Raw genomic sequence first — 22,786 nt, forward strand, 5'->3', positions numbered from 1 at the left:
CTCTCCTACCACTGATCGTAAGATCAATCCGCAGCTTCGGTGGTGTGTTTAGCCCCGGTACATTTTCGGCGCAGAGTCACTCGACCAGTGAGCTATTACGCACTCTTTCAATGATGGCTGCTTCTAAGCCAACATCCTGGTTGTCTAAGCAACTCCACATCCTTTTCCACTTAACACACACTTGGGGACCTTAGCTGGCGGTCTGGGCTGTTTCCCTTTCGACCATGAACCTTATCACCCACGGTCTGACTCCCAGGACAAAGTCGATGGCATTCGGAGTTTGACTGAATTCGGTAACCCGATAGGGGCCCCTCGTCCAATCAGTGCTCTACCTCCATGACTTTCTATCCTGAGGCTAGCCCTAAAGCTATTTCGGAGAGAACCAGCTATCTCCGTGTTCGATTGGCATTTCACCCCTACCCACACCTCATCCCCGTAATTTTCAACTTACGTGGGTTCGGACCTCCAGTCAGTGTTACCTGACCTTCATCCTGGACATGGGTAGATCACACGGTTTCGGGTCTACGACCGCATACTCACTCGCCCTATTCAGACTCGCTTTCGCTGCGGCTCCGCTTCTGCGGCTTAACCTCGCATACGGTCGTAACTCGCCGGTTCATTCTACAAAAGGCACGCCGTCACCCATAAACGGGCTCCGACTACTTGTAGGCACACGGTTTCAGGTTCTCTTTCACTCCCCTTCCGGGGTGCTTTTCACCTTTCCCTCACGGTACTGGTTCACTATCGGTTACTAGGGAGTATTTAGCCTTGGGAGATGGTCCTCCCGGATTCCGACGGAATTCCTCGTGTTCCGCCGTACTCAGGATCCACTCCGGAGGAAGGAAGGTTTTGACTACAGGGCTGTTACCCTCTATGGCTGAGCTTTCCAGCTCGATTCGTCTACCTTCCTTCTTGGTAACTCCAATGGAGTGTCCTACAACCCCAGAGAGCAAGCTCTCTGGTTTGGGCTGTTTCCGTTTCGCTCGCCGCTACTTGGGAAATCGCGTTTGCTTTCTCTTCCTCCGGGTACTGAGATGTTTCAGTTCCCCGGGTGTGCCGTCCTATACCTATGGATTCAGTATAGGACACTGTTCCATTACGAACAGTGGGTTTCCCCATTCGGAAATCTCCGAGTCAAAGCCTACTTACGGCTCGTCGAAGCATTTCGGTGTTAGTCCCGTCCTTCATCGGCTCCTAGTACCAAGGCATCCACCGTGCGCCCTTATTCACTTAACTATCTTGTGAAAAGACGTTGTTTCAATTGATGTTTGATGTCTTGTCATCATCAGGATTATCGAAAGATAATACCTGATCATGTCTTATCCAGTTTTCAAGGTTCACATTGAAAGATCCTTTGATCTCTCAAAACTGAACAACCAACCATGTACGTTTCCGTTTCTATCCTTAGAAAGGAGGTGATCCAGCCGCACCTTCCGATACGGCTACCTTGTTACGACTTCACCCCAATCATTGGCCCCACCTTCGGCGGCTGGCTCCAAATGGTTACCTCACCGACTTCGGGTGTTGCCAACTCTCGTGGTGTGACGGGCGGTGTGTACAAGGCCCGGGAACGTATTCACCGCGGCATGCTGATCCGCGATTACTAGCGATTCCGGCTTCATGCAGGCGAGTTGCAGCCTGCAATCCGAACTGAGAATGGTTTTATGGGATTTGCTACACCTCGTGGCTTCGCTGCCCTTTGTACCATCCATTGTAGCACGTGTGTAGCCCAGGTCATAAGGGGCATGATGATTTGACGTCATCCCCGCCTTCCTCCGGTTTGTCACCGGCAGTCACCTTAGAGTGCCCAACTGAATGCTGGCAACTAAGATTAGGGGTTGCGCTCGTTGCGGGACTTAACCCAACATCTCACGACACGAGCTGACGACAACCATGCACCACCTGTCACTTGGTCCCCGAAGGGAAATCCCTATCTCTAGGGAGGTCCAAGGATGTCAAGACCTGGTAAGGTTCTTCGCGTTGCTTCGAATTAAACCACATGCTCCACCGCTTGTGCGGGCCCCCGTCAATTCCTTTGAGTTTCAGCCTTGCGGCCGTACTCCCCAGGCGGAGTGCTTAATGCGTTAACTTCAGCACTAAGGGGTGGAAGCCCCCTAACACCTAGCACTCATCGTTTACGGCGTGGACTACCAGGGTATCTAATCCTGTTTGCTACCCACGCTTTCGCACCTCAGCGTCAGAGACAGACCAGAGAGTCGCCTTCGCCACTGGTGTTCCTCCACATATCTACGCATTTCACCGCTACACGTGGAATTCCACTCTCCTCTTCTGTCCTCAAGTTCCCCAGTTTCCAATGACCCTCCACGGTTGAGCCGTGGGCTTTCACATCAGACTTAAGAAACCGCCTGCGCGCGCTTTACGCCCAATAATTCCGGACAACGCTTGCCCCCTACGTATTACCGCGGCTGCTGGCACGTAGTTAGCCGGGGCTTCCTCGTTAGGTACCGTCAAGGTACCGCTCTATTCGCACGGTACTTGTTCTTCCCTAACAACAGAACTTTACGATCCGAAGACCTTCATCGTTCACGCGGCGTTGCTCCGTCAGACTTTCGTCCATTGCGGAAGATTCCCTACTGCTGCCTCCCGTAGGAGTCTGGGCCGTGTCTCAGTCCCAGTGTGGCCGATCACCCTCTCAGGTCGGCTACGCATCGTCGCCTTGGTGAGCCGTTACCTCACCAACTAGCTAATGCGCCGCGGGCCCATCTGTAAGTGATAGCTAAAAGCCATCTTTCAACTCTCCTCCATGCGGAGGAAAGTGTTACCCGGCATTAGCCCCGGTTTCCCGGGGTTATTCCGGTCTTACAGGCAGGTTGCCCACGTGTTACTCACCCGTCCGCCGCTCGTTCCACGAGCGTCACCCCCGAAGGGGATCAGCTCGCTTCCCGCGCTCGACTTGCATGTATTAGGCACGCCGCCAGCGTTCGTCCTGAGCCAGGATCAAACTCTCCATAAAAAGTAAAGTTTGACTTGCTCATTTGCACACCGAATGTGCTTGTTGTTTTTCTTCTTTAATAAGAAGAAATAATTGACGTACTGGTTGGTTCGTTCAGTTTTCAAAGATCAAATGTTCATGGTGGGCCTGAGTGGACTTGAACCACCGACCTCACGCTTATCAGGCGTGCGCTCTGACCAACTGAGCTACAGGCCCCAATGGTAATTAATTAATGGAGCGGGTGAAGGGAATCGAACCCTCGTCATCAGCTTGGAAGGCTGAGGTTTTACCATTAAACTACACCCGCATATTAGATTGTTAGAATTTCGATGGTCGGGAAGACAGGATTCGAACCTGCGACCCCTTGGTCCCAAACCAAGTGCTCTACCAAGCTGAGCTACTTCCCGTTAAAAATGGCGCGCCCGAGAGGAGTCGAACCCCTAACCTTCTGATCCGTAGTCAGACGCTCTATCCAATTGAGCTACGGGCGCATTTCTTATTGAAGCGACATATTCTAATATAACATATCATCAGCTTGGACGCAAGAACTTTTTTAAAAAGGTTTGGTGCGGCCGAGAGGACTTGAACCTCCACGGGGTTGCCCCCACTAGGCCCTCAACCTAGCGCGTCTGCCGATTCCGCCACGACCGCAAATTGTATTGAAACAAATGGATGCTGATCATGAAAATGGTAAGTGCGGGTGGAGGGACTTGAACCCCCACGCCGTGAAGCACTAGATCCTAAATCTAGCGTGTCTGCCAATTCCACCACACCCGCAAATAAATGGTGAGCCATGAAGGATTCGAACCTTCGACCCTCTGATTAAAAGTCAGATGCTCTGCCAGCTGAGCTAATGGCTCAAAACAAGGAATCTACAACACTTTGAAATGTGTATGTTTTTCAAAAGCACAAGGAATATCTTATAACTTTTGAAGTGATTTGTCAACTACTTTTTCAAATAAAAATGGCTGGGCCAGCTGGATTCGAACCAGCGCATGACGGTACCAAAAACCGTTGCCTTACCGCTTGGCTATGGCCCAACATTTAATGGCGGTCCGGACGGGACTCGAACCCGCGACCTCCTGCGTGACAGGCAGGCATTCTAACCAACTGAACTACCGGACCTATGTAAGAAAAAGTGACCCGTACGGGATTCGAACCCGTGTTACCGCCGTGAAAGGGCGGTGTCTTAACCACTTGACCAACGGGCCATTAAAAAAATGGCGGAGAAGGAGGGATTTGAACCCTCGCGCCGCTTACGCGACCTACACCCTTAGCAGGGGCGCCTCTTCAGCCACTTGAGTACTTCTCCGTAATGGCTCCAACGGTAGGATTCGAACCTACGACCGATCGGTTAACAGCCGATTGCTCTACCACTGAGCTACGTTGGAATAGCAATAAGTGAACGATTATTTTGTCGCTTTTTCGATAAGATCAATTATCAGCGACGAATTATATAATATAATAAATCGTATTGTTTGTCAAACCTTTTTAAGAGAAAAGTTTAATTCTTTTTCTCTCGTGTGGGCTTGTTTTTTTAAGGCTTATTCAATTTAACATGGGCTTAATATTTCGTCAATGGATTTTTACATCTTTTTTAGTTTCCCTCTACATTTTCCGCAACGGTAACGTTTTATATTCACCCTTCTCTTTCTTTTATATTCCTGTTCACAACGGGTACAAACATATCGATGAAGGTGAGTGAGCTTCTGAGAAGGCAGGGGATTACAGTGTCTTGGTGATCCCGTTTTTTTGAGCAGCTCTTTGAATTCTTTATCCCGGTGTCCGTATCCTTTTCCTTCAATATGCAGATGATAATGGCAAAGCTCATGCTTAATGATTCCCTTAAACTCTTCCTCGCCAAGCTCAGATAGATACTTTGGGTTCAGTTCAATAACTCTTTTGGACGGAATATACCTCCCCCCTGTTGTTCTCAGGCGCGCATTAAACATAACGTCATCGAAAAAAGGTTTGCCAAAATACTCGCGGGAGATGTCATCTGTCCATTGATGTAATTGTTCATTTGTTATCGACATTCTCGCACACCTCCAGGGTTCTTTGCATACTCTATCATAACTATGAAAAAAGATGAATACAAAGGAGAGGAAGTACGTATGCCCTCTTGGTTAAAAAAACAAATGGCGAAGGCTTTTTTAAACAAAGACAAATATCAGATTAAACTGTTAAACCAATGCTGGTATTATTATCAACACCTCTACAAATAAAAAATACCCGGAAGAAAAAACCCCCAGGTATTTTTGCTATCGTTTTACTTTGCGACCATCGTTAAAGCGATGCGTTGTTTTTGTATGTCCACTTGATCTACCCAGACGGTTACAACATCTCCAACGGACACCACGTCCATCGGATGCTTGACGAACTTATTGGAAAGCTTGGAGATGTGGACGAGCCCATCCTGTTTTACACCGATATCGACAAAGGCACCAAAGTCGACCACATTTCTCACGGTTCCTTCAAGTTCCATTCCTTGCTCTAAGTCCTCCATTGATAAAACATTCGTTTTCAATAAAGGTTTAGGCAAATCATCACGTGGGTCGCGACCAGGCTGCATGAGAGATTTCATGATGTCTTCAAGCGTCGGTCTGCCAATTTCCAATTGCTCGGCAACTTCCACTTCGTTAATTTCCTTCAGTTTACGTTCAAGCTCTTCTCCACCTAATTCTTCAGCATTAGCATTGACCATCTTCAGTAATGCTTTAGCCGCTTTATAGCTCTCTGGGTGAATAGATGTACGATCCAGTGGTTCATTTCCATCTAAAATGCGTAAGAACCCAATACTTTGTTCAAAGGTCTTTGCCCCTAGACGCGGAATATCTTTTAGCTCAGAACGCTTTTGGAACTTCCCTACTTCTTCTCTTTTCTTCACAATATTGTTGGCTACAGCTTTACTTAGTCCAGATACATATTGAAGCAAGGAGGATGATGCGGTATTTACATTCACTCCGACCTGGTTAACCGCTGTTTCCACAACAAAGGTCAGTGATTCGTTTAGTTTTTTCTGGGTGACGTCATGTTGATATTGCCCTACACCTATGGATTTAGGGTCAATCTTTACAAGCTCTGCTAATGGGTCTTGGACTCGCCTGGCTATCGAAACAGCACTTCTTTCTTCCACCTGAAAATCAGGAAATTCATCACGTGCCAACTTAGAAGCAGAGTAAACACTGGCCCCAGCTTCGTTAACAATCATATAGGAAGCCTTTAATTGATGTTTTTGAATCATGTCCGCTACGAACTGTTCCGTTTCCCTTGATGCTGTACCGTTTCCAATAGCCATAAGTTCAATTGGATGCTTCTCCATGAAGGAAAGCAGCTTTTTCTCTGCGCCTTTCACATCATTTCTTGGAGCTGTCGGATACATAACGCCTATATCAAGGACTTTTCCAGTTTCATCTACAGCAGCCAGCTTGCAGCCGGTACGATATGCCGGGTCGATCCCTAATACAACTTTTCCTTTTAACGGAGGCTGCAATAACAAACTTCTTAAATTACTAGAAAAGACTTCGATCGCTTGTTCTTCCGCTGTTTCAGAAAGGGTATTCCGGATTTCCCTTTCAATTGAAGGTTGTATCAAACGCTTATAGCTGTCTTCAATTGCCTCTGCCAGAAGAGTACGTATTCTGTCTTTAGTGGAACGCTTAATGACATTCTTCTCTAAATAAGCGATGATTGTTTCTTCCGGGGGCTGAATGGATACTTTAATGACACCTTCCTTCTCCCCTCGGTTTAAGGCAAGAATACGGTGGGAGACAATCGCACGAACCGGCTCCTGGTAATCGTAATACATTTCGAAAATACCTTTTTCATCCTGCTCTGCGTTTTTGTCTGTAGAAGCAATCGTTCCTTTTTGGAAGGTCTGTTTTCGGATTTGCTCACGATATTCTGGGTCATCCGAGATCCATTCGGCTAAGATATCATTGACTCCCGCTAACACTTCTTCCACTGAATCAAGTTCATATTCTTCGGATAAGTAGGCTTTCGCTTCTTCGTCCACATGTATATCTTCTTGATTCCAAACCTGCAGCGCCAGTGGTTCCAAACCTTTTTCTTTTGCTACAGTGGCACGTGTACGTCTCTTTTGTTTATACGGGCGGTAAAGGTCTTCTACTTTTTGGAGCAGAGTGGCTGCTTGAATTTCTTTCTTTAGCTCTTCCGTCAGTTTCCCTTGCTCATCAATCAAGCGAATGACCTCTTCTTTTCGCTCGCTTACGTTTTTCACATAATTCCATTGGTCTTCTATGGATTTAATTTGCACTTCATCTAGTCCGCCTGTTAACTCTTTTCTGTAACGGGCGATAAAAGGAACGGTGTTTCCACCACTAAGTAAATCAATAACTTGTTTAATCGATTTTTCATTCAACTTTGTCTGCTCTGCAACAAGCTTTAATAATTCAGGACTCTGTTGATCACTCAAAAGAAAGCCTCCTTCAATAACATTTCTTATGTATTGTACCAAATTATTACTCACCTGACTTGTAAGAAAAAGGTGAGCCCGAGAACAATAAAAGGCCTTATTCTTTTTTAAAATCAGAATAAGACCTTTTACTGATACTCCATCGCAATTAACGTTGTATCGTCATCTCGCGTTTGGCCGTACAGCTGTTTATATTGTTCCGTAATGAAATTGACACTTCTTGCTTCCGTAATATGCTTAGACAGACGGCGGTCGTTCACACCATCAGAAAACATCAAAAACTTCATTCCTTTATGGACCTTCCCTCTTGTTACCCTTAAATCCCTGGGATAACCAGCTAAATATCCTGCAAGCGGAATACTTCTGCTCCGTTTGCCTTCTGAGTCAATCGTAATGACTCCGATATTGCCGATGGAAGAATAAGAATAAGTATGAGTTTCAAAATCGATGCGGAGCACCCCTAAGACAACTCCTCGTTTTCCCATCAAAACTTCATTACATTTCTTCACAAGAGCTTCTACGGTTAACGGAGGATTCTCTTCAATCACATCCATAACGGCCTGCGATGAATCACGTGCCAATTCGCCACTCCCTAAACCATCTGCTAATGCACATACAAAAGCTTCTTCTGTTTCTTTGAAGTAGTAACTGTCACCACAGTAATAGTTACCCTTCTTCGCCTTTTGAAACACAGAAACGTTGACATGGTTTTGTTGATTTTCCACTAAAACGCCTCAACCGATTCGGCTTGAAGAGCCTCTCTCAATTTGCGAAGCGCTCTTCGCTGCAATCGAGAAACATGCATTTGGGATATGCCGAGTCTTTCTCCTGTGTCCTTTTGACTCATGTTTTCAAAATAGGTACATTGCAGAATTTCCTGTTCCCTCTCACTAAGAATGGGGAGAACTTTTTCTAACAGCATTTTCTGATCGATATGCGAGTACCCATCTTCCTGGTTACCAATCAAATCAAGGATCGTTACGGTACTTCCATCGGAATCGGCTTCAATCTTCCGATCCACAGACAGCGCTTTATAGCTTTTGCCCATTTCCATAGTCTCTAACACATCTTCTTCAGAAACTTCCAGATAATCAGCAATCTCAAGCACAGAAGGAGAGCGTTGAAGGGTACTTGTCAGTTCTTCTGCTGCTTTTTTAATCTTCGGTCCGAGCTCCTTAATCCTACGAGGCACATGAACACTCCACGTTTTGTCCCTGATAAACCGTTTGATTTCCCCAATGATTGTAGGTATGGCAAACGATTCGAAGGATTTCCCGAACTCAGGGTCATACCTGCGGATTGCAGCTAAAAGACCTAACATGCCGACTTGCACTAAATCTTCGTGAATTGTACTATTCTTAGAATACTTACGAGCAATGGATTCCACGAGGTCCTTATAAACAAGGACAATCTTCTCTTGAACTGCTTCGTCCCGTGGGTTTTCTTGTAGATGCTCTATCCATTCATATACTTCGTCATTGTGATGTTGAGATCTGGTCGCCATTCTGACCCACCTCAGTTTCATGGAGATATTTTGTCATCAAGACAATTACTCCATATTTGCTGTTAATTTCTACTTTATCCATTAGTGCATCGATCAAGAATAGACCAAATCCACCTTCACGAAGTTCTTCGATATCATCATCTTGCTGGTAAGGTCCGATATCTTCTTTGATTTCCCCAAGGTTAAAGCTGCCACCGTGATCGGCTACCATAACTTCCAGGCGGTCTTCATAAACACCGAACCCAATTGTGATTTCACCTTCTCCCGTTTCTTTATAAGCATGTTTTACAGCATTCGTAATCGCTTCTGAGATGGCTACTTTCAAATCCTCTATATCTTCATAAGCAAAACCCATCCGATTCGCAATTCCTGACGTACTTAAACGAACCACGCCGATATATTCAGCTTTAGCTGGGACTTTCACTTCTACAAAATCAAATGGTTCCATTTTTACATTCCACCCCGCACTGCAGAATCGATATTCATAATCTCTGTCAATCCTGTAATCTTAAATAGACGATAGACGCGTTCCTGCATTTGAACAAGTTTCATTTCACTGTTGTGTTCCTTTGTTGATTTCAATGCACTAATAAACACACCTAATCCAGTAGAGTCCATATAATTGACATCTTGAAGATTGACTTCCACAGTTTGGCCTTCTTCTTTCGTCAATGGAAGTAACGTATCTTTTAATTTAGGTGCTGTAAATGCGTCTACCTCACCAGCTAGTGAAATATACGCGATATTTTCTTTATTGGTAACATCTATTGTTAAGTTCATCTAAAAGTCCTCCTATTATTCCTAGAAAAGTCAATCAGAATATAGTTACCCTTCCTGTAGTTCGATTAAACATTTCTTCTTAGAATAATTAATGTAAAATCATCGCGTAATTGGAAATCCTGCAGCCGCTCAAAGTGTTTGAACACATTCTCAACAATCTCCTGAGCCGGAAGATGAGAGTAGGATTTAATGACGTGAAGGATTTCTTCTTGTTCAATGAATCGGTCACCTTGCCGGCATTCGGTTACGCCATCTGTCAGCAGGATGATCATGTCTCCCTGCTCCACTTCAACCTGCTTCTGGTGATAAGTGGCTTCTGAAGACACGCCAAGTACAAGCCCAGGCGCATCAATTTCTTCAAATTCCTCTCGATCTTTATGATAGTAGAACCCTGGTTCATGACCTGCTGAAGCATAATAGAACGTATGATTGTTCGTGTTATAGAGGCCGTAAAACATCGTAATGAACATGCTTGAGTCTACATTTCGCTCTACCACCCGGTTCAAGCTGCCGAGAATGACACCTGGATCCATGCGCATCTCAGGAAAACTGTCCATCGAATATTTAATCATGGACATACAAAGGGCAGCAGGTACCCCTTTTCCAATAACGTCAGCAATCGCGATTCCTAATGAACCTTCGTTGTCATCGACGAAATGGTGGTAATCTCCATTCATTTGCTTAGCAGGCACACTAAGTGCACCCACTTCCAAATCATCTAATTCAGGCTTAACGGTCGATAAGAGAGTTTTTTGCATGTTCGCTGCCACAGAAATCTCTGACTTCAATTCTAGCTGTCTTTCACGAAGCGATTGATATTCCTGATAGGCTAACCCATAAGAAATCATCGTTTCTAATAGGAAATTCATTGAAGCTTGAATATAATCCGGCATATCTGGGTAAATCTCTTGAAGAGACTGAATATGAACATTAATAATTTCTTCAGGTGAAATATTGTGTTGCATAGACTGCTTGCTGAACTGCTCTGCCTGATACAGCGCCTGTTCATCTTTTGTTCTAATATACTCTTGTAATAATTCTTTGTAATTCTCTAGATCAAGCTTCAGTGTACTCATTTTTAACCTCCTTTAACGGAGCCATTTAACAACCTTGATCTCTGTGCCTTTTCCATCTTCTGATTGAATGTCAAACTCATCCATCAGCCGTTTGACTCCTGGAAGACCAGCTCCAAGTCCACCAGAAGTAGAAAAGCCATCTTCCATTACCTGGCTCAATTCCTTTATTCCAGGCCCGTTGTCAATAGCCATGATGCTGATTCCTTTTTGATTGATATCTTCAATAGCTTCAAAGCAGATCTTTCCCGTTCCGGCATATAGATAAATGTTTCTGGCTAACTCTGAAATAGCAGTGGCAATACGCGCTTGGTCGACGGTCCCGAATCCGATCTTTCTGGCAATATCTCTCCCCAACTGGCGTGCCCCTACAATATCCCACTCCTTTTTAATATTGACACAGGATTGGAAGTCCATAATCACTCCTCCAGTTCCTGACGAAGTTTAATCAATCCTTGTTCAAGATCTAATGCAGTGGGGACATCCTGCAAGTGTATGCCTAAATCGATCAAGGTCATAGCGACAGCTGGCTGGATACCAGTCAGTACAACTTTCGCTCCCATCAAATCAGACATCGTGACAACATCACCCAATACTTTTGCAATAAAAGAATCGATGATATCTACAGAGGTCAAATCAATCACAACTCCAGAAGAACCACTTTCGTGAATTTTACTCAATAGGTCCTCCTGAAACTGAATCGCTGTTTGGTCGTCAAGGTCAATTTGAATGGAAATTAATAAATAATTGTGAAGTTTCAATATAGGTATTCTCACTGTATTCACTCCCTATCCAGCGAATCGATTAGTTTTTCAATATCTTCGTCTTTGTTCTGTGTCTCTTCGATGCGGCGATTCGTTAATTCTAACGCGGTTTGGAAACCTTTACGAAGTGAACTCTTAGTAGGGAACTTACCAAGGTCAATGCCTAGATTTACAATCGTTTGAGCAATTTCAGGACGAATGCCTACTAGAATACAACGGGATCCAATTAAACGTACAGCTTCTGCAGCTTGAATGATATGGTGAGCAACCATCGTATCAACTACGGGCACCCCGGTAATATCAATGAGAACGACTTCTGCATTATGCTTAATAACACCATCCAGCAGGTTCTCCATAATCAATTTCGCCCGCTCTGTGTCAATCGTTCCGATTAACGGCATGATCGTGATGTTTTCCATAACAGGGATTAAAGGTGCCGACAGTTCCTGTAGCGCTACACGCTGTAAAGAGACGATGTGCTCCCAGCTCCCGGAATACTCGTTCACAAGACGATTGATGATCGGATCGACCCATCCGTCTACTTTTCTAAGGACTTCAGAGAAATAGTCAGAATCTACTTTTTCAGATTGCTGAAGAATGAAGCCAGTGACCACTCTTCTGAACACCTGCATACCATCTGTTAAGTAACTGAGAGGCCACCCTAAATTGATTAGTCTTTCGGAAAACTCGTCCAGATCCGAAGATAGTCCACGCTTCTCTATACTTGAGAAGATGACATTCACAAATTCACGATTTGTGCTTTCAAACATTTCGTCTGAAATTGTCGATGTATATTCATTCTTCTTATGAGTGTTGATTTCCTCCAACCACATTTTGACAATGTCATCGCTGTGGTCTAAGACTATATTTTTTAACTTTTCATCCATTATCTAACCCTCCGCCTCAGGTAACCCTTTCGGTATTTACAACACGTTCTAATAATATACAAATATAATGTTATCAAAAAACATAAAAATCTTCATTTATTTACGTTTATCAAAAAAACACGCCATCATCAATACCCATAATAATTCTATTATAAACTACAAAATAAAAAAAAATAAAGTTACCTTTAAAAGGGGCAACTTTATTTTAAAAAAGAGATGGTTATGCTTTTTCAATCAAAAATCAATCAATCCGAGACTGATCTGCAAGGCTTTATTCACTTGTTGCATCATCGGATCATCAAGTTGAGTGATTTTGTCGGTCAAACGCTGTTTATCAATCGTTCTGATTTGTTCCAATAGGATTACAGAGTTTCGTTCAAACCCGTATTTTTCTGCGTTAATTTCTACGTGAGTTGGAAGTTTGGCTTTTTGTATTTGCGCTGTAATCGCTGCAACGATTACTGTTGGGCTAAAACGATTACCGATATCATTTTGAAGAATGAGTACAGGACGAACCCCGCCTTGCTCTGAACCCACTACCGGGGACAAATCAGCGAAATAAACGTCTCCTCGTTTGACTATCAATGGCTTCACACCCCGCCCACTAATTGCTCCAGGGTGTTTTCTGCCTCCTCTTCAGCTTGAAACGCTTCTGAAGCGATGTTTAAATTAATTTTCGCCATCTCCATATAGCCTCTACGCATGGATTCTCTAATGTGGCGTTGTTTCTTTTCACGCAAATACATTTTAGTTGCTTGACACATGAAATCGCTCCGATCACTATTTTCGAGTTGAATGAAGCCATCCACTTCATTGAGTAGGTTATCCGGAATCCGGATGACAATTTCCTGCATGCTGTCGGACAAAACCATACACCTCCACCATCTTCTCTCAAAAGAAACCAGTCAATAAGTCCACTCTAATCTTATCAAACGGGAGTGTCTATTGCAAAGGCGTGTTGGATTTTTTTCGTGAATTGTGTTGCCTTACATCCAATATAAGGGATAATTGTCTAACCGGCGAAGGGCTGCTATTTCACTGGGTTATTAACTTCTACAATTTGCCCATCTTCAATAAACACTCTAGGGACCCGGTTACTAATCATGCAAGGAACCTCGTAATTGATGGTTTCCAAGTAGTCTGCCACTTCATCCGTCGTAACCTCTTCATCTCCTTGTTTACCAATTAAGGTAACCTTTGTCCCTATAGGATATTCCTGATCAAGCCTAATCATGAATTGATCCATACAAATTCTGCCGACAATAGGATGACGTTTTCCATTCACAAGGACTTCCATCCCCTGCAATTTACGGATCCAGCCATCGGCATATCCAAGAGGTATGGTACCAATCCACTCCTCATTTTCCGCTTGATAAGTCGCACCATAACTGATCGACTCCTGTGCTTCCAGTCTTTTTACATGTACTAAACGACTCTGCAAAGAGAAAGCTGGTTTTAAATCGATCGGCCGCTCCTCTTTTACCGCATTTGAAGGATAAAGGCCATACATACTGATACCGAACCGGACATACTGTTTCATCCGATCAGGGAACCTCATACTGGCAGCACTGTTCCCTATATGAAATTCGACATTTCCTGACCAAACCCTTTCGAAATGACTCAATAATTTATAAAAACGTTTCTCTTGTTCTTCAAAATAATTCAACGAAACTTCATCCGCCGTAGCAAAGTGGGTAAACACAGCTTCCAGCTTAAAGTTAGGCTGCTCCTTAATTAGTGGTAGAATACGATCCATTTCTTCTGTCGTACGGATGCCTATTCGGCCCATACCTGTATCCCATTTCATATGAAGCTTCAACGGCTTGGACAATTGAGAAGAATCGACCATCCTAAGCCATTCTTCCTGGAAGACGGTAACGGCAATTTCCCTTTCAGCTGCTAACGGTGCATCCTCCGGACGAATCCAGCCCATGACAAGTACAGGCGCTGTAAATCCAGCCTTACGCAGTTTCACTGCCTCATCTAACAAAGCTACTGCTAGTCCATCTGCACCTGATTCCAATGCTTTCTTTGCTACCCGCTCATCTCCATGACCATACGCATTCGCTTTGACAACCGCATAGATCTTCGTCTCCGAATTAAGGCGCTGCCGGAGTTGTTTTATATTGTATTCAATTGCTGATAAATTTACTTCAACCCAAGAATCCCGATAGAAAGTTTCCATTGACAAAGCCCCCGTTCCTCTCGCTGCATTCCATATATCTTTCTATTATCGAACGACAGAAACAAGCTGTCAATGATATAGAAAGGCGGAGACACCTTGGTCAGCCGCCTTTGGGAAGTTCGGCTAAAGTCGGAACGTCCTGTTCCAACGCCGAACTGACCAGCTTCCTGCTGGCCCAAGAACGACAGTGCAGCGGAGTGAACTTCTTCACGGAACTGTTGGGCTTAAGACTTCGAGGGGCTAGGACCTGTAGCTGGTCATCACTGAAGTGTAACCCCTGAATTGTCTACATCAATGCTGATAAAAATAAAAGCAGACCGTTAAGCCTGCTCCGTCCAAATCTATTTGACTGTTTCACTTGTGATGGAGCTCGCTACTGAAGCCATTTCCGCCTGACTCAAATCATTACTGGCTAACTGATAAGTCGTGCCGTTCTGGCTCCACTCCAAACGATTTCCATCCATCGCTCCGATGACACCGTCCGCCAATTGGACAGGATCTCCGTTCACTACTTCGGTCTGCTGCGCACTAGCAGCCTGGACTTCTGCTTTTTCTTGGACAAGTGTAAAGCTCTTATCTCCATCATACGTCATGATGACACGTGAACCTTCATCTGTTTTTACTTCTTGCTCACTCGCAAGCTCTGCCCCAAATGTTTCTTGAGGATAAAGTACTTCTTTAACCTGAGAATCTCCCATGTTGGCTACAGGAGCTTCCGAAGGGGCCATCGCCATATTCTTGTCTACATCAAAATCTTCTTTCTTCAATGAATTATCTTTAGCAAAATTTGCGAACTGCACTTCTACTAAAGCATTCATATCTTGATCGAACACTTTGACCATAACGGGCTGGTACGTTTTCTTATCAAAATAGATTTCTTGATAAGGGAGGGTTTTATTATTCTGGTAGTTTGTTTTCGTTTTGAACTTATAATAATTTTCTGCTGCTGTGAACTCTGCATCAGCATCTGCCTGGATATCCTTCAGTAAAGATGCATACAAATAAGGCTGGCTCGTATTTTGAGGCCATTCACTCTGGAACTTGAAACTCTTGTTCAAAGCGGGAGTCAGAACATACACACCACTGTCATTTTTCAAAATGATCTGGCTGCCTTTTTCATCTTGATCATTTTCCAATTTTACTCGGTAAAAATCATCTTTTTTATGCCAGACTTGGATGTGGTATTTTTGTTCTTCATTGCCCGTACGCATCTTCATGTTGGCTTCCGTCTTATACCCGGCCATTTCTTCCGCTTGTTTTTCAAGCTTCTTGACGACATCTTCTTTTGATTGAGATCCACAAGCCGTTAAAGCACCTAAAACGAACAAGGAAAACAATAGGATCAGAAAACGTCTTTGCATAGGACTCAACTCCTTTGTCTCTACTTAAGGACAAAGGGAACGCTTTTATCTGGATGCAGAAGAAATTGTACGAAAGGTTCGGGATAAACCTTCAATGACGTCGGAAGCGAGTAGGTCTGTCTTCGAATGCTTTTCCTCAGTCAACGACTCAGCTGTACACCCATGGATGACACAGCCATTGCCAAGCGCATCCATCAATGAATCGGTCTGCAGCATCATAGCAAACAGAATACCTGATAATACATCTCCACTTCCGCCTTTGGCTAATCCTGCATTTCCAGAAACATCTACCCTCTGCTTACCATCCGGAGAAGTAATAATCGTAGAGGGCCCCTTCAATACAAGGTACACACCATACTTAGCAGCAAATTCACGACTGCAGGAAAAAGGAGACTGCAATACATCTCGAATCGATAACCCTGTCAAATGAGCAAATTCTCCCGGGTGAGGGGTCAAAACGGTAGGTGATTGTCTTTCTTTTACGACATCAAGGATCTCTTTTAAATGATACAGTCCATCGGCGTCGATAAGCATAGGAGCATCTACACCCTGAACGATGGCTTCTAAAAGCCTTTTCGCTCCACGCGTGCGTCCCATCCCCATCCCGATTGCTACCCCGTCATAACCGGACAACTGATCGGTCGCTTGTCCTGTCAGCGCGCCTTCTTTTTCCTCCATGTCCACAAAAGTAGCTTCTTGCAGATAGGGAGAAATGGAAGAGATTGCACGTTCGACCGTGGCAATAGTCAGTAACCCTACGCCACTTCTTAATGCCGCTCGACCTGCCATTGCAATGGACCCAGGCATAAGGAGTGATCCCCCTACCATTACTCCTTTACCGTGACTTCCCTTATGAGAATTCTTGCCCCGAACAGGCAATGTCCGCCTGACATCCTCTTTCCTCCACAGTCCTCGGTTAACTGGCGGAAGCTTTCTTGTCGGCAGTCCGATTTCTACGATACGATAGTCCCCGTAATAAGGACGTGTATGCTGCAGGAAAGCACTCATCTTCGGTGCAGCGATGACTGTCGTATAATCTGCATGAAAGGCATCGAAGTCTACGATTCCTTCGTCTGCAGGCAAACCTGAAGGAAGGTCGACAGCCATTCGGAAGACGGATAGGCCGTTTGCCGCTTCAACGATCTCAGCTATCGGATTTCTTAACCGCCCTTTTACACCAATCCCAAGCATGGCATCAATGATAATGTCAGCTCTTTGAAAAGATTGCATCAGCTTTTCTAGTGAGGAATACGGACGCACAGAAAATCCTGAAGCCATAAAAATCTCTTTATGGACTCTTGCATCTCCCGTAATCTTTTCATCAGGAACCACCTGCCACGCTTCAATATCATAGCCACGATTGAGCAGTGTTCTGGCGATTACAAACCCGTCACCGCCGTTATTGCCTGATCCGATCAAAACAATAACTTTGTCCTGTTTTCGGATATGGCGGACCATATCATCAGCGACAGCCCTGCCAGCACTCTCCATCAACATTTTCCCTTCAATCCCGGCAGCATCCAGCGCTGCCCGGTCCCATTCGTACATCTCTTGTGCGGTAACAATATCCAATTCGTTCCCTCCTACCCGCATTACAATGTTATGAGACAACCTATGTAAATATGTCAGGTCACTCTTCTAAAACAACTTGAGCGATTGCATAATCAGAACTATGACTAATAGAAACCCAAGCCTTCAAATACTCATAGCCTTTCACTTTCATATCCGGCGCCCCATCGTTTGTATGCAGCACCTCAATATCTTGAAAACTTAACTTTCCGATTCCCGTCCCCATCGCCTTTCCTGCAGCTTCTTTTGCCGCAAATCTTCCCGACAAGTACTCAATCTGACGTTGTTCATTCAAATCGACGAATCGGTCATGCTCCGCCCTGGTCAATATTCGTTGAACAAAACGTGGATTACGCTTTATACTTTGTTTAATACGACTCATTTCCACCATATCAATGCCGATACCTTTGATCACATGCATCTTCCTTTTCTAAAAACTATTAGTAGTATACCCGATATTCAATAAGATAAAAAAGAATACTAGATACTGTGAACGATTATATTAGTAGTAGACCATTCAACATTAAAAGGAGAATTATCCTATGTTTGTCAGAACGGAAAGCTTTAAGGAATTCTTAAAATTCTACCCGGTCGTGTCCATATTGGTCGGTCTCCACTTCTTTCTATGGATCCTCATTGACGTCCTTCAATTTGGATTTGCACAAGATATCGAAAGACTAGGAGTCGGAGTAAACCTCTTCATTTTACAAGGAGAGTACTGGCGCCTCGTTACCCCGATCTTCCTTCATGCCGGATTTGCTCATGCTTTGTTTAATTCCTTTTCCCTCGTTTTATTCGGTCCAGCACTTGAACAAATGCTTGGAAAAGTGAAATTTATCATTATGTATTTATTTGCAGGGATTATTGGCAATTTAGGAACCTTTGTAGTCAATCCCGAAGCCTATTACGCCCATCTGGGAGCCTCTGGTGCGATCTTTGGTATTTTTGGGGTTTATGTGTACATGGTGCTCTACCGGAAACACTTAATTGATCAGGCAAATTCACAAATCATTATGGTCATCTTCATTCTTGGTTTGTTTATGACATTCACACGTCCGAACATCAATGTCCTTGGGCACTTGTTTGGGTTAATTGGCGGATTCGCGATTGCGCCAGCTATCTTGAAAAATGCTCGGCCATTTTCGATATGGCAGGTGCGAGCTCGAAGATCCGTTTCAAGTGACGAGATTACCTTTAATCCTAATCGTTGGAACAAGAGGAGCGTTCCTTGGAAAAAGTTTGCGGGATACGTCATATGGGCAGCCATCGCCATATTAGTCATCATCGCCGTTGTGTTTTAATTTTTCGTTACATTCTATAACGAATGCTCATAATTTCAAGACGACCTCCCAATCTTTCAGCGGAAGGAAAACAATATAAAAGTGTGGATGTGCACTGTCTCAGACATCACCCCTCCCACTGCAATATATAGTAAGAATTCTTCAAGCATGATTTAAGGCATTGCATCGTGTCCGTTATCCATTCCTACAGCAGGGATAAGCGAGTAGTTTCCCACTTATCCCTAATCTTTTTTGAGTAACGGACCCAACCTCCCCCCCTGTCTGCTATTTGGCGGATAAACCATTAAAATGATAAAAGTTTATGTACGCAAAAAAGCCAGACCTTTATGTGGTCTGGCTTTTGTTATCTTTATTTAGCGTTAGAGTTGCGTCCTTTGTTCTGGTAGCCGCGTTTCCCTTTGAAATTACGGTTGCGGGATTTATTCTTTGGATTGTAATTGCGCTTGCCGCCTTTTCCGTATTTCTTGCCTTTATTTTTGTCGCGTTGAGCGTTTTTCACGCTGATCGGCTGAACACCAGACAAACGAACAGGTACTTCGCTGCGTTCTTTTGTCATCATCTTCAGAGCAGAAGCTAATAAATCAGAAGCATCATACTGCTCGAGAAGTTCGTTTGCGGACTGCTTATAGTTGTTCAAGTTGTTATTGTTCATTGTTTCAATTAGCTTTTCGACCGCTACTTTTTGCTGACCGCGCGCTGCTTCTTCTGAAGAAGGTACTTTCAAGCGCTCTACTTTCTTCTTCGTAAGCTTTTCAATCAAGTGCAGCTGATCTTTTTCACGTGGTGTTACAAAGGAAATGGACTCTCCTTTGCGTCCGGCACGACCTGTACGTCCAATACGGTGCACATAGCTCTCTGGATCCTGTGGAATGTCAAAATTATACACGTGGGATACTTCAGAAATATCCAGTCCACGAGCAGCTACGTCAGTCGCTACAAGAATCTCGATACGGCCACGCTTGAATTTGTTCAATGTGGACATACGTTTTCCTTGAGTCAAGTCTCCGTGAATTCCTTCTGCACTGAATCCACGTGCTTGAAGACCATCAGCCACTTCATCTACACGACGCTTCGTACGACCGAAGACGATCGCAAGAGCAGGATCATGGATATCAAGCAAGCGAGTCAAGGTATCGAATTTATGTTTTTCAGGAATCTCTACATAGAATTGCTCGATGTTTTCGACTGTCATCTCTTTCGCTTTAACTTTAACTTCTTCTGGATTGTTCATCAAAGTTGTAGCGATATCGCGAATTTCTTTTGGCATCGTTGCTGAGAACAGAAGTGTCTGACGATCTTCCGGCAGAGCTTTCAAGATATCGCGGATGTCGTCGATGAAGCCCATGTTCAGCATTTCGTCCGCTTCATCAAGTACAGCAGTGTGTACATTTTGAAGCTTGATTGTTTTACGGCGGATGTGGTCAAGCAGGCGTCCTGGCGTTGCAACAACGATATGGTTGGATTTCAATGCACGGATTTGACGTTCCATGTTTGATCCTCCGTAAATCGGAAGTGCACGAACTCCTTTGCTCTTTCCAAGTCGGTTCATTTCTTCTGCTACTTGAATGGCAAGCTCCCTTGTTGGTGCAACGACAAGACCTTGCACACCCTTCACTTGCTTATCAATTTTCTCAAGCATCGGGATACCGAATGCTGCCGTTTTACCTGTACCTGTTTGAGCTTGACCGATCACGTCTTTCCCTTGAAGCCCTAGAGGTATTGTTTGTTCTTGAATTGGCGTTGTTTCCTCAAAACCCATGATGTCTAAGGATTTTAGAATAGGTTGTGATAAACCTAGTGATTGAAATGTTGTCAATTATTTCATACTCCTTTAATTTAAAATCTTCTACCTTTATTTGCTTATATACATGTAAAAAAAGCCTTCCGCCACAGGGCACTGGATAGGCTTCTCTGGTATCTGCCTGATAGATTCATTCATCATAACACACATAACACAGTTAATTCTACACATTTTCCCTATGCTTTTCAAACGTAACAATGATAAAATGAGTGCAACCTGATATTGAAAAAAGGAGGGCATCCATGGATAAGCCTCCATTTCATCCATATATAATTTTATTGATCGGGGTGTTATCCATTTCCACGGCAGCCATTTTTGTAAAGCTAGCCGGGGATACCCCTGCTTCCATTATTGCTTTTTACCGTTTGTCACTAGCGGTTATTATTATGTCTCCTTATGTAGTATGGAAACATGCAGATGAGCTTAAACAAATTCACAGGAAAGATTGGATTCTTGCCGTTTTATCCGGTATCTTTCTGGCTTTTCATTTCATCTTTTGGTTTCAGTCTCTAAACTATACGTCTGTCGCCAGTTCAGTCGTGCTCGTATCTCTACAACCGATATTTGCCTTTATCGGTACGTATATTTTCTTTAAGGAGCGTTTTACTGTTGGAGCAGTCCTCAGTCTGATTATTACGATCACAGGAAGTGTCATCATCAGCTGGGGTGATTTCCAGATCAGCGGACTGGCCCTGCTTGGTGACATGCTTGCACTGTTAGGTGCCTTTACGGTCACAGGCTACTTTTTGCTTGGACAAAATTTGCGAAAGAGGCTTTCCTTGATGACCTATACGTTTATTGTTTATGGAATGGCTTCCTTAACATTATTGCTTTATAACGTGATCGTTAATCAACCATTTACAGGATATGGTGGAGAGCAATGGATTATTTTCTTTGGATTAGCGATCATTCCAACCTTTTTCGGCCATTCGTTATTCAACTGGACCTTGAAATGGCTGAGTACTTCAACCATATCAATGGCCGTGTTGCTTGAACCAATAGGAGCTTCCCTACTGGCTTATTGGATTCTTGACGAAGGGGTGACCTGGACGCAATGGCTGGGCGGGTCCATCGTTATTTTTGGATTGATGATGTTTATTTTCAGTACAACGAAAAAGGTAAAGCCGAAAATTACACACGTCACGAACAGACAGTAAGGCCGGCTTTTTTTGCTATAATAATAGCACGACCAATACTCGAGAGCAGGTGAATGAATGACTATCAGAATTATCATAGATGGCGGAGGAGATTTGCCCGACAGCATGAGAGAGCGACACAAGGTCATAAGCGTGCCTTTGAACCTCCATTTCGGGGAGGAACAATACAAAACAGGCGAAACCATTGATCTGCCCACCTTCTATAAAAAATTAAAACAATCGGACGAGCTGCCGCGCTCTTCTTCTCCAAGCCCAAATGATTTTTACGAAAAATATAAAGAGGTGGATCCGTCCGAGGATATTCTTATTCTTGCCATGACCCGCGGATTAAGCAGTACGTATGACAGTGCGGTGATCGGAAAAAACATGCTGCTTGAAGAGGAGCCTGACCGCCGGATTGCTGTATTAAATACCAAGACAGCTTCCTGCGGGATTGCACTCCTGTTTCGTGAGGCCACAGAAAAAATTGAAGAGGGTCTCGATTTTGAAGCCGTTGTCGCTCATATGGAAGACCGTATTGAGAAAACGACGACCTTATTTATCCTCAAGACATTGGAAAACGTCATTAAAGGCGGCCGCTTGGATAAGGTAAAAGGAGCGCTAGCCAAAACGTTGAATATCAAGTTGCTAATGAAAGCCAGTGACGACGAAGGATCAGTAGAAGTCACTGAAAAAGTAAGAGGGAACAAAAAATCCATACGAAGATTTGTAGAGCAGATCGGCGAATACGCTCATAATCTTGAGGACCGCGTCATCGCCTTATCTCATTGCAATGATGAACCTAGAGGAAGGAAAGTGCTTGAGAACATTCGAGATAAATACAACTTCAAGGATGAATTATTCATGGAAACAGGGCCACTTATTTCTACGTATGCTGGTGAAGGCGGACTGGTTATAGCCTTTTTCAAAGACTAAGATCAAAAGTGAAGGTCCATGGAGTGGATGGCTTCTTATCAACTCGATTGATTAACTTATGACCTCGAGGGGCAAGACGCTGAATTCAACCTTACACATTT

Annotated in this window: 21 protein-coding genes, 12 tRNA genes and 2 rRNA genes (1 of these 35 running past the window's edge); 4 read left to right on the plus strand and 31 right to left on the minus strand. The window is 44.0% G+C overall.

Annotated features, from left to right (window positions below):
• From HM131_RS19190 to HM131_RS19260, 15 genes are all read right to left on the minus strand, one after another.
• Window positions 1–1,236: ribosomal RNA gene (locus tag HM131_RS19190) — 23S ribosomal RNA — on the minus strand; it reaches 1,680 nt to the left of the window's first position.
• Between the two features lie 172 nt (window positions 1,237–1,408).
• Window positions 1,409–2,974, minus strand: a 16S ribosomal RNA gene (locus tag HM131_RS19195).
• The 16S and 23S rRNA genes sit together here with 12 tRNA genes alongside, the layout of an rRNA operon.
• Window positions 2,975–3,092: 118 nt before the next feature.
• Window positions 3,093–3,169, minus strand: a tRNA-Ile gene (locus HM131_RS19200).
• A gap of 17 nt (window positions 3,170–3,186) precedes the next feature.
• Window positions 3,187–3,260: transfer RNA gene (locus tag HM131_RS19205), tRNA-Gly, on the minus strand.
• Between the two features lie 23 nt (window positions 3,261–3,283).
• Window positions 3,284–3,360 (minus strand) — tRNA-Pro (locus HM131_RS19210).
• A gap of 7 nt (window positions 3,361–3,367) precedes the next feature.
• A tRNA-Arg gene (locus tag HM131_RS19215) sits at window positions 3,368–3,444 on the minus strand.
• Between the two features lie 73 nt (window positions 3,445–3,517).
• A tRNA-Leu gene (locus HM131_RS19220) sits at window positions 3,518–3,604 on the minus strand.
• 44 nt (window positions 3,605–3,648) lie between these two features.
• Window positions 3,649–3,730 (minus strand) — tRNA-Leu (locus HM131_RS19225).
• Window positions 3,731–3,737: 7 nt separating this feature from the next.
• A tRNA-Lys gene (locus HM131_RS19230) sits at window positions 3,738–3,813 on the minus strand.
• A 105-nt stretch (window positions 3,814–3,918) separates the two neighbouring features.
• Window positions 3,919–3,993 (minus strand) — tRNA-Gln (locus tag HM131_RS19235).
• Window positions 3,994–4,001: 8 nt separating this feature from the next.
• Window positions 4,002–4,078, minus strand: a tRNA-Asp gene (locus HM131_RS19240).
• Between the two features lie 14 nt (window positions 4,079–4,092).
• Window positions 4,093–4,164: transfer RNA gene (locus tag HM131_RS19245), tRNA-Glu, on the minus strand.
• A 10-nt stretch (window positions 4,165–4,174) separates the two neighbouring features.
• Window positions 4,175–4,265, minus strand: a tRNA-Ser gene (locus tag HM131_RS19250).
• A 4-nt stretch (window positions 4,266–4,269) separates the two neighbouring features.
• Window positions 4,270–4,344 (minus strand) — tRNA-Asn (locus tag HM131_RS19255).
• A 195-nt stretch (window positions 4,345–4,539) separates the two neighbouring features.
• Window positions 4,540–4,989 (minus strand): SprT family protein, encoded by a 450-nt coding sequence (locus HM131_RS19260; RefSeq protein WP_085031286.1) that lies wholly within the window; start codon window positions 4,987–4,989, stop codon window positions 4,540–4,542.
• Between the two features lie 78 nt (window positions 4,990–5,067).
• Here HM131_RS19260 and cmpA point away from each other — a divergent pair, with 78 nt between their 5' ends.
• Entirely contained in the window at window positions 5,068–5,178 is a 111-nt protein-coding gene (cmpA, locus tag HM131_RS20845) for a cortex morphogenetic protein CmpA (RefSeq protein WP_157130875.1), read from the plus strand.
• A 44-nt stretch (window positions 5,179–5,222) separates the two neighbouring features.
• Here the strand turns inward: cmpA and HM131_RS19265 are convergent, their stop codons facing one another.
• The 15 genes from HM131_RS19265 to acpS form a co-directional block, all read right to left on the minus strand.
• Window positions 5,223–7,388: a Tex family protein gene (locus HM131_RS19265; RefSeq protein ID WP_085031287.1), complete on the minus strand. Its 2,166-nt coding sequence runs from the start codon at window positions 7,386–7,388 to the stop codon at window positions 5,223–5,225.
• Window positions 7,389–7,516: 128 nt separating this feature from the next.
• Window positions 7,517–8,113, minus strand: a complete 597-nt coding sequence (locus tag HM131_RS19270; protein WP_085031288.1) for a SpoIIE family protein phosphatase — start codon at window positions 8,111–8,113, stop codon at window positions 7,517–7,519.
• Window positions 8,113–8,892: an RNA polymerase sigma factor SigB gene (gene sigB, locus HM131_RS19275; protein WP_085031289.1), complete on the minus strand. Its 780-nt coding sequence runs from the start codon at window positions 8,890–8,892 to the stop codon at window positions 8,113–8,115. The genes HM131_RS19270 and sigB overlap by 1 nt, the downstream gene beginning before the upstream one ends.
• Complete coding sequence (rsbW, locus tag HM131_RS19280) at window positions 8,864–9,340, minus strand: anti-sigma B factor RsbW (RefSeq protein ID WP_085031290.1); 477 nt, start codon at window positions 9,338–9,340, stop codon at window positions 8,864–8,866. Before rsbW ends, sigB begins: the two co-directional genes overlap by 29 nt.
• 2 nt (window positions 9,341–9,342) lie before the next feature.
• Window positions 9,343–9,672, minus strand: a complete 330-nt coding sequence (locus tag HM131_RS19285) for an STAS domain-containing protein (protein WP_035542130.1) — start codon at window positions 9,670–9,672, stop codon at window positions 9,343–9,345.
• Window positions 9,673–9,737: 65 nt separating this feature from the next.
• Window positions 9,738–10,748: a PP2C family protein-serine/threonine phosphatase gene (locus HM131_RS19290; RefSeq protein ID WP_085031291.1), complete on the minus strand. Its 1,011-nt coding sequence runs from the start codon at window positions 10,746–10,748 to the stop codon at window positions 9,738–9,740.
• Between the two features lie 12 nt (window positions 10,749–10,760).
• Window positions 10,761–11,162: an anti-sigma regulatory factor gene (locus HM131_RS19295; RefSeq protein WP_085031292.1), complete on the minus strand. Its 402-nt coding sequence runs from the start codon at window positions 11,160–11,162 to the stop codon at window positions 10,761–10,763.
• A 2-nt stretch (window positions 11,163–11,164) separates the two neighbouring features.
• Window positions 11,165–11,521 (minus strand): STAS domain-containing protein, encoded by a 357-nt coding sequence (locus HM131_RS19300; RefSeq protein ID WP_035542140.1) that lies wholly within the window; start codon window positions 11,519–11,521, stop codon window positions 11,165–11,167.
• Between the two features lie 5 nt (window positions 11,522–11,526).
• Window positions 11,527–12,396 (minus strand): RsbT co-antagonist protein RsbRA, encoded by an 870-nt coding sequence (locus HM131_RS19305; protein WP_085031293.1) that lies wholly within the window; start codon window positions 12,394–12,396, stop codon window positions 11,527–11,529.
• A 234-nt stretch (window positions 12,397–12,630) separates the two neighbouring features.
• A complete protein-coding gene (locus tag HM131_RS19310) occupies window positions 12,631–12,981 on the minus strand; it encodes a type II toxin-antitoxin system PemK/MazF family toxin (RefSeq protein WP_085032136.1) in 351 nt (116 codons plus the stop codon).
• 5 nt (window positions 12,982–12,986) lie between these two features.
• Window positions 12,987–13,268 carry a CopG family ribbon-helix-helix protein gene (locus HM131_RS19315; RefSeq protein ID WP_035549809.1) on the minus strand — a complete coding sequence of 94 codons (282 nt, stop codon included), beginning with the start codon at window positions 13,266–13,268 and terminating at the stop codon, window positions 12,987–12,989.
• Between the two features lie 158 nt (window positions 13,269–13,426).
• The gene (gene alr / locus HM131_RS19320; protein ID WP_085031294.1) at window positions 13,427–14,581 is read right to left on the minus strand and encodes an alanine racemase; all 1,155 of its coding nucleotides are present in this window, start codon (window positions 14,579–14,581) and stop codon (window positions 13,427–13,429) included.
• Between the two features lie 341 nt (window positions 14,582–14,922).
• The gene (locus HM131_RS19325; protein ID WP_085031295.1) at window positions 14,923–15,942 is read right to left on the minus strand and encodes a LolA family protein; all 1,020 of its coding nucleotides are present in this window, start codon (window positions 15,940–15,942) and stop codon (window positions 14,923–14,925) included.
• A gap of 45 nt (window positions 15,943–15,987) precedes the next feature.
• Entirely contained in the window at window positions 15,988–17,514 is a 1,527-nt protein-coding gene (locus HM131_RS19330) for an NAD(P)H-hydrate dehydratase (protein WP_085031296.1), read from the minus strand.
• A 58-nt stretch (window positions 17,515–17,572) separates the two neighbouring features.
• Window positions 17,573–17,932: a holo-ACP synthase gene (acpS, locus tag HM131_RS19335; protein ID WP_332308721.1), complete on the minus strand. Its 360-nt coding sequence runs from the start codon at window positions 17,930–17,932 to the stop codon at window positions 17,573–17,575.
• A gap of 121 nt (window positions 17,933–18,053) precedes the next feature.
• Here acpS and HM131_RS19340 point away from each other — a divergent pair, with 121 nt between their 5' ends.
• Window positions 18,054–18,812 (plus strand): rhomboid family intramembrane serine protease, encoded by a 759-nt coding sequence (locus HM131_RS19340; protein WP_085031298.1) that lies wholly within the window; start codon window positions 18,054–18,056, stop codon window positions 18,810–18,812.
• A 349-nt stretch (window positions 18,813–19,161) separates the two neighbouring features.
• On the opposite strand, the gene HM131_RS19345 is transcribed toward HM131_RS19340, so the two are convergent.
• Window positions 19,162–20,628: a degradosome RNA helicase CshA gene (locus HM131_RS19345; RefSeq protein WP_085031299.1), complete on the minus strand. Its 1,467-nt coding sequence runs from the start codon at window positions 20,626–20,628 to the stop codon at window positions 19,162–19,164.
• Between the two features lie 227 nt (window positions 20,629–20,855).
• Here HM131_RS19345 and HM131_RS19355 point away from each other — a divergent pair, with 227 nt between their 5' ends.
• Window positions 20,856–21,770 carry a DMT family transporter gene (locus HM131_RS19355; RefSeq protein ID WP_085031301.1) on the plus strand — a complete coding sequence of 305 codons (915 nt, stop codon included), beginning with the start codon at window positions 20,856–20,858 and terminating at the stop codon, window positions 21,768–21,770.
• A gap of 57 nt (window positions 21,771–21,827) precedes the next feature.
• A complete protein-coding gene (locus HM131_RS19360) occupies window positions 21,828–22,685 on the plus strand; it encodes a DegV family protein (protein WP_085031302.1) in 858 nt (285 codons plus the stop codon).
• The last annotated feature ends 101 nt before the right edge of the window (window positions 22,686–22,786 follow it).

Source organism: Halobacillus mangrovi, assembly GCF_002097535.1.
GTDB classification, from domain to species: domain Bacteria; phylum Bacillota; class Bacilli; order Bacillales; family Halobacillaceae; genus Halobacillus; species Halobacillus mangrovi_A.